General features: G+C 63.9%; 17 protein-coding genes. 13 read left to right on the top strand and 4 right to left on the bottom strand.

From position 1 onward, the window contains the following. Window positions 1–4 precede the first annotated feature (4 nt). The 10 genes from coxB to FHS49_RS00880 all read left to right on the top strand — a co-directional run bounded on the left by coxB (window position 5) and on the right by FHS49_RS00880 (window position 8,663). Window positions 5–1,060: a cytochrome c oxidase subunit II gene (coxB, locus tag FHS49_RS00920; protein WP_184014444.1), complete on the top strand. Its 1,056-nt coding sequence runs from the start codon at window positions 5–7 to the stop codon at window positions 1,058–1,060. A gap of 4 nt (window positions 1,061–1,064) precedes the next feature. Further along, the gene (gene ctaD, locus FHS49_RS00915; protein WP_184014443.1) at window positions 1,065–2,726 is read left to right on the top strand and encodes a cytochrome c oxidase subunit I; all 1,662 of its coding nucleotides are present in this window, start codon (window positions 1,065–1,067) and stop codon (window positions 2,724–2,726) included. Window positions 2,727–2,843: 117 nt separating this feature from the next. Further along, window positions 2,844–3,758 carry a heme o synthase gene (locus tag FHS49_RS00910; RefSeq protein WP_425502651.1) on the top strand — a complete coding sequence of 305 codons (915 nt, stop codon included), beginning with the start codon at window positions 2,844–2,846 and terminating at the stop codon, window positions 3,756–3,758. After that, complete coding sequence (locus FHS49_RS19785) at window positions 3,755–3,886, top strand: hypothetical protein (RefSeq protein ID WP_281397015.1); 132 nt, start codon at window positions 3,755–3,757, stop codon at window positions 3,884–3,886. Before FHS49_RS00910 ends, FHS49_RS19785 begins: the two co-directional genes overlap by 4 nt. After that, window positions 3,883–4,446, top strand: coding sequence for a cytochrome c oxidase assembly protein (locus FHS49_RS00905; RefSeq protein ID WP_184014441.1), 564 nt, complete (start codon window positions 3,883–3,885; stop codon window positions 4,444–4,446). The genes FHS49_RS19785 and FHS49_RS00905 overlap by 4 nt, the downstream gene beginning before the upstream one ends. Window positions 4,447–4,485: 39 nt before the next feature. Continuing rightward, entirely contained in the window at window positions 4,486–5,364 is an 879-nt protein-coding gene (locus FHS49_RS00900; protein ID WP_184014440.1) for a cytochrome c oxidase subunit 3, read from the top strand. Continuing rightward, window positions 5,364–5,735, top strand: a complete 372-nt coding sequence (locus FHS49_RS00895; protein ID WP_184014439.1) for a DUF983 domain-containing protein — start codon at window positions 5,364–5,366, stop codon at window positions 5,733–5,735. Before FHS49_RS00900 ends, FHS49_RS00895 begins: the two co-directional genes overlap by 1 nt. Then, window positions 5,732–6,352 carry an SURF1 family cytochrome oxidase biogenesis protein gene (locus tag FHS49_RS00890; RefSeq protein ID WP_184014438.1) on the top strand — a complete coding sequence of 207 codons (621 nt, stop codon included), beginning with the start codon at window positions 5,732–5,734 and terminating at the stop codon, window positions 6,350–6,352. The genes FHS49_RS00895 and FHS49_RS00890 overlap by 4 nt, the downstream gene beginning before the upstream one ends. 41 nt (window positions 6,353–6,393) lie before the next feature. Further along, window positions 6,394–7,797: a threonine synthase gene (gene thrC, locus FHS49_RS00885; protein ID WP_184014437.1), complete on the top strand. Its 1,404-nt coding sequence runs from the start codon at window positions 6,394–6,396 to the stop codon at window positions 7,795–7,797. Further along, a complete protein-coding gene (locus tag FHS49_RS00880) occupies window positions 7,794–8,663 on the top strand; it encodes a class I SAM-dependent methyltransferase (RefSeq protein WP_184014436.1) in 870 nt (289 codons plus the stop codon). Before thrC ends, FHS49_RS00880 begins: the two co-directional genes overlap by 4 nt. On the opposite strand, the gene ccmB is transcribed toward FHS49_RS00880, so the two are convergent. From ccmB to FHS49_RS00865, 3 genes are read right to left on the bottom strand one after another with little or no spacing between them, the layout of a single operon-like run. After that, window positions 8,664–9,311 (bottom strand): heme exporter protein CcmB, encoded by a 648-nt coding sequence (gene ccmB, locus FHS49_RS00875; RefSeq protein WP_184014435.1) that lies wholly within the window; start codon window positions 9,309–9,311, stop codon window positions 8,664–8,666. Then, window positions 9,308–9,958, bottom strand: coding sequence for a heme ABC exporter ATP-binding protein CcmA (gene ccmA / locus FHS49_RS00870; protein ID WP_184016037.1), 651 nt, complete (start codon window positions 9,956–9,958; stop codon window positions 9,308–9,310). Before ccmA ends, ccmB begins: the two co-directional genes overlap by 4 nt. Then, on the bottom strand, window positions 9,955–10,359 hold the full coding sequence (locus FHS49_RS00865; RefSeq protein ID WP_184014434.1) for a metallopeptidase family protein: 405 nt from the start codon (window positions 10,357–10,359) through the stop codon (window positions 9,955–9,957). Before FHS49_RS00865 ends, ccmA begins: the two co-directional genes overlap by 4 nt. Before the next feature lie 53 nt (window positions 10,360–10,412). Between FHS49_RS00865 and FHS49_RS00860 the strand changes: the two genes are divergently transcribed. Continuing rightward, window positions 10,413–10,703, top strand: a complete 291-nt coding sequence (locus FHS49_RS00860) for a 4a-hydroxytetrahydrobiopterin dehydratase (RefSeq protein ID WP_184014433.1) — start codon at window positions 10,413–10,415, stop codon at window positions 10,701–10,703. A gap of 6 nt (window positions 10,704–10,709) precedes the next feature. On the opposite strand, the gene FHS49_RS00855 is transcribed toward FHS49_RS00860, so the two are convergent. Continuing rightward, on the bottom strand, window positions 10,710–11,507 hold the full coding sequence (locus FHS49_RS00855; RefSeq protein ID WP_184014432.1) for an SDR family oxidoreductase: 798 nt from the start codon (window positions 11,505–11,507) through the stop codon (window positions 10,710–10,712). Between the two features lie 97 nt (window positions 11,508–11,604). On the opposite strand from FHS49_RS00855, the gene FHS49_RS00850 reads away from it, so the two are divergent. Continuing rightward, entirely contained in the window at window positions 11,605–12,366 is a 762-nt protein-coding gene (locus FHS49_RS00850; RefSeq protein WP_184014431.1) for an ATP-binding cassette domain-containing protein, read from the top strand. Next, complete coding sequence (locus FHS49_RS00845; RefSeq protein WP_184014430.1) at window positions 12,363–13,910, top strand: ABC transporter permease/substrate-binding protein; 1,548 nt, start codon at window positions 12,363–12,365, stop codon at window positions 13,908–13,910. The genes FHS49_RS00850 and FHS49_RS00845 overlap by 4 nt, the downstream gene beginning before the upstream one ends. The last annotated feature ends 1 nt before the right edge of the window (window position 13,911 follow it).

The following is a 13,911-nucleotide window of genomic DNA, read 5'->3' as shown; positions in this document are numbered from 1 at the left end:
GCTTATGAACATCCTGAAAACCGCGATTCTGGCATTCGGCCTGATGCTCGCGCCATCTGCGGCGATGGCCACTCCGGGGGCCACGGCCCCCGCTGCCGTAGCGGCAAACGCTGCGGCCCCCGCTGACGCCGTGGCCAATGCCGCTGCGCCGGTATGGCCCGTGACGCCCCCCGTCGCCGGGATCGGCCAGCCCGTGAACGGCGCCATCGGCATTCAGCCGCAGGTGACCAAGTTGGGCGAAGAAGCGCTGTGGATGCACGATATCATCCTGATGCCCGTGATGGTCATCATCTCGCTGCTCGTGCTCGGTCTGCTGTTCTGGATCGCGGCGCGCTATCGCGCCAAGGCGAACCCGATCGCATCCAAGACCTCGCACAACACCGCGATCGAGGTGATCTGGACGCTTCTGCCCGTTCTCATCCTGGTGGGCATCGCCATTCCCTCGATCAGCCTGCTCGCGAAACAATATAAGCCCGCTCCCAAGGAGGCGATCACGCTGAAAGCCACGGGCAATCAGTGGAACTGGTCGTATGAATATCCCGATCACGGGATCGAGTTCACGGCCAACATGCTGCCTGAAAAGGACGAAGCCGCTCCCGGCACCGCATTCCGCACCGATGCGGACGGCCCCCGTCTCCTGGCGGCCGATAACCGCATCATCCTGCCCGTCGGCGTGCCCATCAAGCTGCTGACCACCGCGTCGGACGTGATCCATAGCTGGGCGATGCCCGCATTCTGGATCAAGATGGACGCCGTCCCCGGCCGCACCAACGAAACCAGCTTCACCATCGAGAAGCCCGGCGTGTATTTCGGGCAATGTTCGGAGCTTTGCGGCGACAAGCACGCTTATATGCCGATCGTCGTCGAAGCGGTGAGCCCCGCGCGCTTTGCGGAATGGGTGAAGTTCAAGGGCGGCAAGATGCCGGGCAGCGAACCCGTCGCTGCAGCGGTGGCCCCTGCGGCACCCGCGGCGACGGGTGCAACCGCTCCCGTCGCCGACAATGCAGCAGCCCCTGCCGCGAATGCAACCAACGCGGCCACCGCCGCTACCGGAAACTGAGATCATGACAGATATCGCAGCCACCCCGTCCGAATTCCAGGCCCATGGCCATGACGATCATCATCACGATGCAGATCACAAGCCGGGCTTTTTCGCCCGCTGGTTCATGTCCACCAACCACAAGGATATCGGCACGCTCTATCTGATCTTCGCGATTTTCGCGGGGATCATCGGCGGTGCCATTTCCGGGCTGATGCGTGCCGAACTGGCCGCACCTGGCATCCAATATCTCCATGGCTGGGCCGAACTTCAGGGTGGGGACCATCTCCATCTGTGGAATGCCCTCATCACCGCGCACGGCCTGATCATGGTGTTCTTCATGGTCATGCCCGCCATGATCGGCGGTTTCGGCAACTGGTTCGTGCCGATCATGATCGGCGCGCCGGATATGGCGTTCCCGCGCATGAACAACATCTCCTTCTGGTTGCTCGTCCCCGCCTTCACCATGCTGCTCGGCTCGGCCTTCGTGTCGGGCGGTTCAGGCAGCGGTTCAGGCACGGGCTGGACGGTCTACGCGCCGCTTTCCACCAGCGGCAGCCCCGGGCCGGCCACGGATATGGCGATCCTGTCGCTGCACCTTGCGGGCGCCAGCTCGATCCTGGGCGCGATCAACTTCATCACCACCATCTTCAACATGCGCGCGCCGGGGATGACCCTCCACAAGATGCCGCTGTTCGTATGGTCGGTTCTCGTCACCGCTTTCCTGCTGCTGCTTTCGCTTCCCGTGCTCGCAGCCGCCATCACCATGCTGCTCACCGATCGTAATTTCGGCACCGCATTCTTCGATGCGGCAGGCGGCGGCGATCCGGTGCTCTACCAGCATCTGTTCTGGTTCTTCGGCCACCCCGAAGTCTACATCATGATCCTGCCGGGCTTCGGCATCGTCAGCCAGATCATCTCCACCTTCTCGAAAAAGCCCGTCTTTGGCTATCTCGGTATGGCCTATGCCATGGTCGCGATCGGCGTGGTCGGCTTCGTCGTGTGGGCGCACCACATGTTCACGACCGGCATGAGCGTGAACACCAAGATGTATTTCACCGCGGCGACGATGGTGATCGCGGTGCCGACCGGCATCAAGATCTTCTCCTGGATCGCGACGATGTGGGGCGGTTCGCTCTCGTTCAAGACGCCGATGATGTGGTCTCTGGGCTTTATCTTCATGTTCACCGTGGGTGGCGTGACCGGCGTTCTGCTCGCCAATGGCGGCATCGATAATTACATGCACGATACCTATTATGTGGTGGCGCATTTCCATTATGTGCTGTCGCTGGGTGCCGTCTTCTCGCTGTTCGCCGGTTTCTATTACTGGTTCCCGAAAATGTCGGGCAAGATGTACAACGAGTTCCTCGGCCAGTTGCATTTCTGGACCTTCTTCCTCGGCGTGAACGTCTTGTTCTTCCCGATGCACTTCCTGGGTCTCCAGGGGATGCCGCGCCGTTATCCGGATTATCCTGACGCTTTTGCCTATTGGAACCACATCGCGTCTCTGGGCTATGTCATCATGGCGGTCAGCATGATCTTCTTCTTCGTGAATTTGATCATCTCGCTGGCGGCTGGCCGCAAGGCCGGGGACAGCCCGTGGGGCGAAGGAGCGACGACGCTCGAATGGACGCTTTCGAGCCCGCCGCCTTTCCATCAGTTCGAAACCTTGCCCAAGGTTGACTGACGGTACGCGTTACATGATCCGTTTGGGCTGAGCCTGTCGAAGCCCCTGTCTTCTTCTTCAAGGAAGAAGACGGTCCTTCGACAGGCTCGGGACCGACGGATTTGAAGTGAAATGATCATGGCCAGCAACGTCGCCACAACACCGAACATCCTTCCCGCCGACTGGCGGGACTTCCTGGCGCTGACCAAGCCGTCCGTCATGCGACTGGTCGTGTTCACCGGGCTGTGCGGAATGCTGGTGGCACCCGGCGGGATCAATCCGGTGCTGGGCTTTACGGCGATCCTTTGCATCGCGCTGGCCGCGGGTGCATCGGGCGCGCTCAATCAATGGTATGAGGCCGATATCGACGCACTGATGAAGCGCACCGAAAAGCGGCCTCTGCCCGCCGGCCGGATGGACCGGCAATCCGCGCTGCATTTCGGCGTTGGCCTCTCGTTTTTCTCCGTGCTGCTGATGGGCTTTGCGACCAATTGGTTCGCCGCCGTCATGCTCGCCGGATCGATCCTGTTCTATGTGATCATCTATACCATGTGGCTGAAGCCGCGCACGCCGCAGAACATCGTAATCGGCGGTGCTGCCGGCGCCTTTCCGCCGCTGATCGGCTGGATCGCGGCCACGGGCCATGTCGCGCCGCTGCCGGTGCTGCTGTTCCTGATCATCTTCCTGTGGACCCCGCCGCATTTCTGGGCACTGGCCTTGTGGGTTCGCCCCGACTACGCCGCCGCGGGCATCCCGATGCTGCCGGTCGTTGCAGGCGAACGCACCACGCGCCGCCAGATCTTCCTCTACAGCATCCCCATGGCGGCGGCGGCGATCGCGCCCTGGGCGATGGGGCTGACCGGCAATCTCTATGGCGTCACCGCCGCCGTGCTGACCGCGTGGTTCCTCTATCTCGCGGCGAAGGTGGGCATCCGCACCGCAGTCGAGGACGACGGCATGAAGCCCGAAAAGCGGCTCTTTGCCTTTTCGATCCTCTATCTCTTTCTTCTCTTCGGCATTCTCCTCGCCGATCACTGGATGATGGCCCTATGACACCTCAGGAAGAACAGATCGTCCGCAAGCGCCAGAAGTCGCGCGCGCTGATCGTCGCCCTGATGCTCGGCGCATTCGTGCTGCTGATCTATGGCATCTCCATCGCCAAGATTGCCGCCGGATCATGACGACCCCGGTCGCCACGGATCTGGACCGCGCCAAGCGGCGGACGGCCTTGTCCGCCGCGATGATGGTGGTGGGCATGGTGTGCCTCGGCTATGCGTCGGTTCCGCTTTACGACATGTTCTGCAAAGTAACGGGCTTTGGCGGCACCACCCAGCGCGCCGACGCTTCGGCCGTTCCCGGTGCGGTTGCGGGCAAGACCATCTCGATCCGCTTCGACGCGAATCACCGGCCCGATCTCCCCTGGGAGTTCACGCCCGAAAAGCATCGCGAGACGATCACGATCGGGGCGCGGGACATGGCGTTTTTCCGCGCGAAGAATCTGTCCGACGAACCAGTCAAGGGCATCGCCAGCTATAATGTCAGCCCGTCTCAGGCCGGCAAATATTTCACCAAGATCGAGTGCTTCTGTTTTACCGAACAGACGCTCAAGCCCGGCGAAGAAGTCCGTATGCCGGTTATCTTCTTCGTCGATCCCGCGATCCTGAACGATCCGGATGCGAACGATATCAGCGAAATCACCCTCTCCTACACCTTCTTCCCGGTAGACCCGGAAAAAGGTTGAGGTTAGGGACTTGAACAAACAAGGGTAAGGGAAGCCAAGATGGCCGGAGCAAAGAACCACGACTATCATATCCTGCCGCCGAGCGCGTGGCCGTTGATCGGATCCTTTTCGGCGCTGGCGATGGCCGCTGGCGGCGTGATGTGGATGCACGGCAGCCATGTGGCGGCTGATCAGGCCAATGGCGGCGGCTGGATCTTCCTGATGGGCCTCGCAGGCGTGCTGTTCACCTTCTATAGCTGGTGGGCCGATGTGGTGAAGGAAGCTCATGCGGGTGATCACACCCCCGTGGTCTCGCTCCACCTGCGCTATGGCATGATCCTGTTCATCGCTTCCGAAGTGATGTTCTTCGTCGGCTGGTTCTGGGCCTTTTTCGATTTCTCGCTCTTCCCCGTCGCGCTTCAGGTGGTGGATGGACAGGTCGAGAATCTCACCGGCCAGGCCGGCGTTGTCGCGCAATTCCCTGCCAAGGGTCTGCATGTCATCGATGCCTTCTCGCTGCCTTTGCTCAACACGCTGATCCTGCTCTGCTCGGGCACCACGATCACCTGGGCGCATCACGCGCTGATCCACGGCGATCGTGATGGCCTGAAAAAAGGTCTCTGGCTGACAATCATTCTCGGCCTGCTGTTTTCCGGCATTCAGGCCTATGAATATGCTCATGCGCCCTTCGCCTTCAAAGGCCTGAACTATACTTCGGCTTTTTACATGGCGACGGGTTTCCATGGCTTCCATGTGATCATCGGCACGATCTTCCTGATCGTCTGCCTGGTACGCACCTATAAGGGCCATTTCACCCCGCGGCAGCATTTCGGCTTCGAAGCCGCCGCCTGGTATTGGCACTTTGTCGACGTGGTGTGGCTGTTCCTCTTCATTGCCATCTATGTCTGGGGCGGCTGGGGCGCACCGGTCCACGGTTGATGAACGATCTGCATAAGGCTCCCGGCACCGCGCAGGCGGCGTTCGGGGGCCTTTGCCCGCGCTGTGGCGCGAAGACCCTCTATGCCAGCCTGCTGGGTTTCGCGCCGCGCTGTTCTGCCTGCCATCTCGATTTCGGCCAGTTCAACGTGGGAGACGGCCCCGCCGCTTTCCTGATCCTGATCGTTGGTGCCCTGGTCACCCTCGGCGCGGTGATGCTCCAGCTTTCGAGCGAGCCGCCCTTCTGGATCCATATCCTGATCTGGGTTCCCGTCAGCGCTGTCCTCGTGATTGCCCTGCTTCGCGTCGCGAAAGCCGCACTGATCACACTGGAATACAGAAATCGCGCGCGCGAAGGCCGGCTGGTGCCATGAAGCGCATTCCCCTCATCCCCACCATTCTCGTCGGGCTGGCGATGGCCATCATGATCGCCATGGGCGTGTGGCAGATCCAGCGCAAAGGCGAGAAGGAAGCGCTGCTCGCGCTTTATGCCGCCAATCTGCGAAAGCCGGAAATGGCGTTTCCCGCGATGGCACCTGTGCCCGATGAAGCCATGTTCCGCAGGTCAGCCGCCACCTGCCTCGAAGTCACGGGCTGGCGCATAGAGGGCGGCCGCGCGCTTTCGGGGGGCACCGGTTACCGCCAGATCGCAAGCTGCCGCACCGGTGCTGAAGGTCCGGGGCTGCTGGTCGATCTGGGCGTCACGCAGGATCCCGCTTTCAAACCTTCCTGGACGGGCGGCCCCGTCAGTGGCTGGATCGCCTCCGAACCCGAACACGGCAGCCTGCTGGGGCGTCTGTTTTCCACACCCCCGGTGGCGCGCGCCCTGCTGATTTCCGCCGCACCCGCACCCGGACTGGAGCCGACCCAGCCGCCCGGCGTGGGCGATATTCCCAACAATCATCTCGCCTATGCGGTGCAATGGTTCCTGTTCGCCGGGATCGCCGGGATCATCTATGCGATTGCACTGAAACGCCGCGGCGGCGCATAGCCTTGCGGGGGCGGCCAAGCGTCGCTAATCCCCGGCACGACATGAAATATATCAGCACCAGGGGGAGCGCACCGGCGCTCGATTTCGAGGCGGTCACGCTGGCAGGGCTCGCATCCGATGGCGGGCTTTATATTCCCGAACATTGGCCGTCCTTCTCGGAGCGCGAGATCGCGGACATGGCGGGGCTTTCCTATGTGGAGACCGCGGTGCGGGTGATGATGCCATTCATCGGAACGTCGCTGACCGAAGACGAACTGCGCGCGCTGTGCACCGAAGCCTATGGCCGCTTCGCGCATGACGCCGTGACGCCACTTGTCCAGATCGATCACCGCCACTGGCTGCTCGAGCTGTTCCACGGCCCCACGCTCGCGTTCAAGGATGTCGCGCTGCAGCTTGTCGGGCTGCTCTTCGAAAAATTCCTCTCCGGCCGCGATACGCACCTGACCGTAGTCGGTGCGACGTCGGGCGATACCGGATCGGCGGCGATCGACGCCTTGGCGGGCCGTGCCAAGGTGGATATCTTCATGCTCCATCCCGAAGGCCGCGTCTCCGATGTGCAGCGCCGGCAAATGACGACCGTGCTGGCCCCCAACGTCCACAACATCGCGATCAAGGGTGATTTCGATCAGGCGCAGGCGCTGGTGAAGGCGATGTTCGCAGACAGGGATTTTTCCTCGCGCTTCACGCTCTCCGCGGTCAATTCGATCAATTGGGCGCGGCTGATGGCGCAGGTGGTCTATTATTTCTACGCCGCCGTCCGCCTGGGTGCACCGGGCCGCAAGGTGGCTTTCGCCGTTCCCACCGGCAATTTCGGCGATGTGTTTGCTGGCTATGTGGCTGCGCGCATGGGTCTGCCGGTCGAGCGGCTGATCGTGGCGACCAACGTCAATGACATCCTGCACCGCGCGCTTTCCACCGGCGATTATTCGCAAGGGACCGTAGTGGCCACGGCGACGCCGTCGATGGATATCCAGGTCAGCTCCAATTTCGAGCGTCTGCTGTTCGATCTGGGCGGGCGTAACGGCTTTGCCATGGGCGAATCGATGCGCGAATTCGAAGCCCATCGCGCGCTGCAACTCACCAATGCGCAGCGCGAAGGCGCGGCCGGCCTTTTCACCAGTGAACGCATCGACGCGGATGACATGCAGATGGCGATGCGCTGGGCGAGCGAGCGCGCCGGCCAGATCATCGATCCGCATACCGCCATCGGCCTTGCCGCCGCCGCGCGTGCGGAGGATCTGCCCGCTGACGTGCCCATCGTCACGCTCGCGACCGCGCATCCCGCCAAATTCCGTGATGCAGTGGAGCGCGCCACCGGTATGCGCCCGCCCATCCCCTCCCGCATCGGTTCGCTGTTCGAGCGCGAGGAGCGCTTCACCGTGCTGCCCGCGACGCTCGAGGCCGTGACCGCCTGGATCGGCGAGCGCGCCACGCCCAAGGCATGATCCTTTCCACCCTGATCGCCGAACCCTGGGCCGATTATGGCCTCATCGATTCGGGCCATGGCCGCAAGCTGGAACGCTATGGCGGTTTCCGCTTCATCCGGCCCGAGCCGCAGGCGATGTGGGCGCCCGCCTCCGAGGATTGGGATGCGGATGGCGAATTCGTGCCCGGATCGGACGAAGACGGTGGTGGCCGCTGGGAATTCCACCGCGAGGTGCCGCGCGAAGGCTGGCCGCTGACCTGGGATCAGGTGAACTTCACTGCCCAATGCACCCCCTTCCGCCATCTCGGCTTTTTCCCGGATATGAGCCCCGTCTGGAGCTGGATGCGCGAACGGACCGAGGGGATGGAAACCCCATCGATCATGAATTTGTTCGGCTATACCGGGGTCGGCACGCTGGCGATGGCCGCGAAGGGCGGCGAACTGGTCCATGTCGACGCCTCGAAGAAATCGGTCGAGGCCGCACGCGCCAATGCCAAGCTCTCCGGCATGGCGGAAAAGCCGGTGCGCTGGATCGTGGACGATGCCGCCAAATTCGCCGCCCGCGAGGTCCGTCGCGGCCGCCGCTATGACGGCATATTGCTTGATCCGCCCAAATATGGCCGCGGCCCCGAAGGCGAGATCTGGAAACTGGAAGAAGGTCTGCCGGGCCTGATCGCGAGCTGCCGCGGGCTGCTCGACGAGAATTCCCGCTTTTGCTTCCTCACCGTCTACGCGGTGCGCATGTCTGCGCTCGCGATCGGCGAATTGATGAAGCAGGCGATGGCTGATCTGCCCGGTGACGTGGAAGCCGGCGAACTCGCGGTGCGCGAGGAACGCCGCGGGCTGCTGCTGCCCACCGCGATCTTCGCACGCTGGCGGCAATAATTATTCCCGCCCGGCCCTGATCGCAGCGCCCGCCGCAAAGGGCGCGATCGCGACCAGCAACAGGCTGGAAGCCGCGAGCAGCTTCAGTCCGCCCCCGCCGAATTCGCCGAGCGATCCTGCGCCGAAGATGACGAGCGGCACCGCGAGTGGCAGCATCAGCAATCCAGCCAACGCCCCCGCACCGCGCAGCCCCGCCGTGATCGCGCTGATGATCACCCCCAGCGCGGCCAGCCCCGGCGTGCCGATCGCCAGACCCGCCTCAAGCCGCCCCAGCGTCTCGCCGGAGAGATTGAGCAGGGCAGCGGCGGGCAAGGTGGCGATCATCAGCGGCGGGCCGAAGCCCAGCCAGTGCGCGATCATTTTGGCCAGCGCGAGCATCTCGTCGCTCACGCCGCGCAGCGCAATCTGATCCAGCACCCCCGAATCGCGATCGGGCGCGATCACCCGCTCCACCGGCAACAGCGCCGCCAGCAAAGCGGCGACCCACAGCACCCCGCCGCCCGTGCGCGCGAGCAATTGGGCGTCTGGCCCCACGGCAAAGGGAAAGAGCGTCGCGACCAGCAGAAAGAACGCGACGGGGAGCAAAGCGCCGCCTGCGCGGAAGCTGGCCGCCAGATCGCGCCGGATGATGAGCAGCATAGCGTTCATGCGTCAAAATATCCGTTTGTATCGAGCGTAGTCGAGACAGGCTTGTCTTCGCCTCCACGTCCTTCGACGGCGCTCGGAACGAACGGCTTGATGTCCAGCAATATTGCCCCCGCCATGCCCAGCGGCTGATGCGAGGCTGCCAGCACGATCCCGCCGCCCGCCCGGTGCGCCGCGATCGCCGTCTCAAGCCGCGCCAGCGAGTCCGCATCCAGTCCGTTGCCCGGCTCATCCAGCAGCCAGATCGGCGCATTGCCCGCGATCACCCGCGCCAGCGTCGCGCGCTTGCGTTGCCCGGTGGAAAGCATCCGCACGGGGATCGCCGCCAGATGCGCGAGCCCCATGGCATCCAGCCCGCGCGCCACATCGCCGCCCTCGAAGCCGGCCCAGAAACCGAGCGCCGCGCCGAGCGTCGCTTCCCGGTCCAGCGCGGCATTCTCGTCCGCCAGCGCCACACGGTCGGTCCGCGCGATCACCCCCGCGCGCGGCTCCAGCAAACCGGCCGCGAGCCGCAACAGGCTGGATTTGCCCACGCCATTGGGACCAGTGACCAGGCCGGCCTCCCCCGGCGTCAGCGCAAAGCTCAGCCCTTCGAACAGCAGGCGCCCGCCGCGGATACAGCCTACATCGTGAAACCGGATGCCACTCACCCGGCCTGATCTTCCAGCGCGTGCATATCGTCGTCCGAAAGCCCGATATGATGGCCGACCTCGTGGATCAGCACATGCGTGATCAGCGCCTCCAGCGACACGCCGGTATCGACCCATTCATCGAGCAAAGGACGACGGTAGAGGTGGATGGTGGCGGGCATGTCTCCCGTGGCGACGGGCTCCCCGATCGGGCGGCCGCTATAGAGGCCGGTCAGCTCGAACGGATCCTCTATCCCCATGTCCATGAGGATCGCGCCCTCCGCAAAATCCTCGACGATCAGCAGCACGCCGGATAGCAGCGCGCGGAATTCCTCCGGCAAGCGCGCCATGGCGTCACGCGCCAGCGCCTCGATCTCGGCGGCGGTGGGCGCGTAACGCCGCGGTTGACCTGTCCCCGTCATCGCTGCGACATAGGCAAATTGTGCGATATGCGCCAGTGAAGGGGAAGCAAGCCATGGTCGATCAATTGAGCGAAGCCGAACGCGCCGATGCGCTGGACGGCCTGCCCGACTGGGATCATGACGAAGCGCGCGATTCGATCACGCGCATCTTCACCTTCGTCGACTTTTCCGAAGCCTTCGCCTTCATGACCCGCGTAGCGCTGCTCGCCGAATCGGCTGATCATCATCCCGAATGGTCCAACGTGTATAATCGCGTCGAAATCCTGCTCACCACGCATGATGCCGGCGGCCTCTCGGAGCGGGATATCGAGATGGCCGAAGCGATCGACGCGCTGGTGGATTAGGGGATTTCAAGCAGGCGTTTTCCGGGTCACACCCCGCCGCCCCATCTTGCGCAATTTGCCCGGCAGCCAGCGTGCGGCAACGGCCATACGATGCGCGGTCTTGCCGACATAGGTGTGGATGGTCTCGCCATGCACAGCCGCCCAGGCGGCTTCGGCGACCTGATCGACCGGCGTCAGTTCGAGTCCGGCGGCGGTTACGCGATCGCGGATAGTCTCGTTCGACCCGACGGGGCTGGCGTTCAACAGCGGCGTCTCGATGAAGCTCGGCACGATCGCGCGCACCTTGATGCCATCGCCAAACCATTCGCCGTCCAGCGCCTCGGTCAGCGCGCGCACCGCGAATTTGGTGGCCGAATAGGTGGCCAGACCGGAAGAGCCGTAAATGGCGCTGGCCGAAGCCGTGTTGAGCAGACACGATCCTGGCGTTTTCGCAAGATAGGCATGGCCGATCCGCGCGCCATTCAGCACGCCCATGAAATTGATCGCCACCACCCGATCCAATTCGGCGAAATCGGTTTGTGCCAGCGGTCCGCCCGATCCGATCCCCGCATTGTTGAATAGCACGTCCAGCCGCCCGCCGCTGACCATCACGAAATCGGACAATGCGGACGCCCATTGGCCCCGATCGGTCACGTCCATCCGGTGCATACTCGCCTGCCCGGCCGGCAGCAGCGCCATAGTCCCCGCCATCCCCGCCGCATCCACGTCCGCTACACCCACGAACCAGTCGCGCGCCGCGAAAAGCTGCGCCGTCGCCCGCCCGATTCCCGAACCGCCCCCCGTAATGAAAATCGCCTTGCGCATCGTGCTGACCCTCTTTTTATTTTTTTGACCAAACCACGTCCGCTTTCCCTGTGAAAGCGGAAATGACGTCGGCCAATTCTGTGCATAAGGTGCGCGCATGAAGGTTTCCGCAATCCACTTCGAAGGTGTGTCCAAATCCTATGCGGGAGCCCTGGCGGTCGATTCGGTCAGCCTGGCGATCGCGTCCGGCAGCTTCGTGGCGCTGGTCGGTACGTCGGGATCGGGCAAATCGACCCTGCTCAAGATGATCAACCGGCTGGTGGAACCCGATTCGGGCGCTGTCCTGATCGGCGAGGCCAGGGCGGATGCGATGGCGCCCCACGTCCTGCGCCGCCGGATCGGCTATGTGTTCCAGTCGATCGGGCTGTTTCCGCACATGACCGTGGCGGAAAATATCGCGATCGGCCTGCGGCTCGAAAGCCAGGATCAAGGAGATCGCGTTGCCGAATTGCTCGATCTGGTCGATCTGCCGCGCGATCATGCCGCACGAATGCCGGATGCGCTCTCCGGCGGCCAGCGCCAGCGCGTCGGCGTCGCGCGCGCGCTGGCGCTGGCACCGCAACTGATGCTGATGGACGAGCCGTTCGGCGCGCTCGATCCCGTTACCCGCGATCAGATCGGCACCGCCTATCGCGCGCTGCATGACCGGCTGGCGCTGACCACGATCATGGTGACGCATGACATGGCGGAGGCGTTGCTGCTCGCGGACCGCTTGCTGGTGATGCAGGCCGGACGGATCGTGGCCGATGCCACGCCGCATGACGTGCTGACAGGTAAAGCGGGACGTGCGGCGGATGCGCTCGTCGCCGTGCCCCGCGCCCAAGCCGAACGCCTGCTGCGGCTGGAGCACGGCGCATGACCGGCGCGCTCGCCCGGCTGCCCGATCTGCTGGCCTCGCATGTGCTGCTCTCCGCCGCGGCATTGCTGCTGGGTCTGGCGATCAGCCTGCCGCTCGCGGTCGCCGCATCCCGCCGGCCGGCATTGGCACGCGCCGCGCTGGGCGCGGCAAGCCTGATCCAGACGATCCCCGCGCTGGCGCTGCTTGCCCTTTTCTATCCCATGCTGCTCGCGCTGTCTGCGCTGGTGGGCGGCGGCATCCCGGCGCTCGGCTTTCTGCCCTCGCTGCTTGCACTCACGCTTTATGCCATCCTCCCCATCCTGCGCAACGCGGTGACGGGGCTGACCGGCCTGGATCCCGCGCTGATCGAGGCGGCGGACGGCGTGGGCATGACCGCGGGACAGAAACTCCGCCTCGTCGAAGCGCCCCTTGCCGCGCCGGTGATGATGGCCGGCATCCGCACCGCCGCCGTCTGGACGATCGGCGCGGCGACGCTCGCCACCACCGTCGGCCAGCCGAGTCTTGGCGATCTGATCTTCGCCGGTCTCCAGACGCAGGATTGGACGCTGGTGCTCACCGGCTGCATCGCCTCTGCGGCGCTCGCGCTTGCGGTGGATGCTCTGCTCGGACTCGTCGCGTTCGGGATTGCCAGGCGACACAAGATCCTTGTCTGGATCGGGCTGGCGTCAATCGCGATCGGGATACTCGCCGCGGCGCTCCCTTCGCTTGCCGTCAATCCCGCATCGCAAAAAACCGTGGTGATCGGTGCCAAGAATTTCTCCGAGCAATATATCCTCGCCCGTCTGATCGGCCAGCGGCTGGAGCGCGCGGGCTATGCGGTCCAATATCGCGAGGGACTCGGGTCGGCGGTCATCTTCCGCGCGCTCGCGGCGGGCGATATCCACGTTTACGTCGATTATTCGGGGACATTATGGGCCAATGAGATGAAGCGGTCTGATACCCCGTCCCGCGCCGCCATGCTGGCTGCTCTCAAAAACTGGGCGGCGGGCGCGCACCGCGTGACCATGATGGGGCCGCTGGGTTTCGAAAATGCCTATGCCATTGCGGTGCGCGGCGACGATGCGGCACGGCTGAAGCTGGAGACGCTGGACGATCTGGGGCGCGCCGCGCCGGGGATGACCCTAGGCAGCGATCTCGAATTTCTCGAACGTCCCGAATGGGCCGCGCTCAAAAGCGCTTATGGCCTCCGCTTCGCCGCCTCTCGTGCTTACAGCCCCACGTTCATGTATCGCGCGCTGGAGAGCCGGCAGGCCGATGCGATCTCCGCCTTCTCGTCAGACGGGCGGATTGCGGCGATGAATTTGAAGGTGCTGGCCGACCCAAGGGGGGCGCTTCCCGGCTATGACGCCGTGCTGCTGGTCTCGCCCCATGTCAGCCGGGATTCCACGCTCCTCGATGCGCTCTGGCCGCTGATCGACGCCATCCCGGTGGAAGCCATGCGCGAGGCGAATTACCAGGTCGATCGCGATGCGGACAAGCAAAGCCCCGAATCCGCGGCACGCTGGCTCGATGGCCGTATCGAACGCGCGAAACCGAATCGATAAG

The sequence above is a fragment of the Sphingobium boeckii genome, from assembly GCF_014199215.1.
GTDB lineage: Bacteria > Pseudomonadota > Alphaproteobacteria > Sphingomonadales > Sphingomonadaceae > Sphingobium_A > Sphingobium_A boeckii.
The sequence above is the reverse complement of the archived record's forward strand: the minus strand, read 5'-3'. Positions and strand labels throughout refer to the sequence as shown.

Coding starts and splice junctions, on each gene's coding strand:
- coxB (WP_184014444.1), top strand. CDS start 5: ATGAACATCCTGAAAACCGCGATTCTGGCATTCGGCCTGATGCTCGCG.
- ctaD (WP_184014443.1), top strand. CDS start 1,065: ATGACAGATATCGCAGCCACCCCGTCCGAATTCCAGGCCCATGGCCAT.
- FHS49_RS00910 (WP_425502651.1), top strand. CDS start 2,844: ATGGCCAGCAACGTCGCCACAACACCGAACATCCTTCCCGCCGACTGG.
- FHS49_RS19785 (WP_281397015.1), top strand. CDS start 3,755: ATGACACCTCAGGAAGAACAGATCGTCCGCAAGCGCCAGAAGTCGCGC.
- FHS49_RS00905 (WP_184014441.1), top strand. CDS start 3,883: ATGACGACCCCGGTCGCCACGGATCTGGACCGCGCCAAGCGGCGGACG.
- FHS49_RS00900 (WP_184014440.1), top strand. CDS start 4,486: ATGGCCGGAGCAAAGAACCACGACTATCATATCCTGCCGCCGAGCGCG.
- FHS49_RS00895 (WP_184014439.1), top strand. CDS start 5,364: ATGAACGATCTGCATAAGGCTCCCGGCACCGCGCAGGCGGCGTTCGGG.
- FHS49_RS00890 (WP_184014438.1), top strand. CDS start 5,732: ATGAAGCGCATTCCCCTCATCCCCACCATTCTCGTCGGGCTGGCGATG.
- thrC (WP_184014437.1), top strand. CDS start 6,394: ATGAAATATATCAGCACCAGGGGGAGCGCACCGGCGCTCGATTTCGAG.
- FHS49_RS00880 (WP_184014436.1), top strand. CDS start 7,794: ATGATCCTTTCCACCCTGATCGCCGAACCCTGGGCCGATTATGGCCTC.
- ccmB (WP_184014435.1), bottom strand. CDS start 9,311: ATGAACGCTATGCTGCTCATCATCCGGCGCGATCTGGCGGCCAGCTTC.
- FHS49_RS00865 (WP_184014434.1), bottom strand. CDS start 10,359: ATGACGGGGACAGGTCAACCGCGGCGTTACGCGCCCACCGCCGCCGAG.
- FHS49_RS00860 (WP_184014433.1), top strand. CDS start 10,413: ATGGTCGATCAATTGAGCGAAGCCGAACGCGCCGATGCGCTGGACGGC.
- FHS49_RS00855 (WP_184014432.1), bottom strand. CDS start 11,507: ATGCGCAAGGCGATTTTCATTACGGGGGGCGGTTCGGGAATCGGGCGG.
- FHS49_RS00850 (WP_184014431.1), top strand. CDS start 11,605: ATGAAGGTTTCCGCAATCCACTTCGAAGGTGTGTCCAAATCCTATGCG.
- FHS49_RS00845 (WP_184014430.1), top strand. CDS start 12,363: ATGACCGGCGCGCTCGCCCGGCTGCCCGATCTGCTGGCCTCGCATGTG.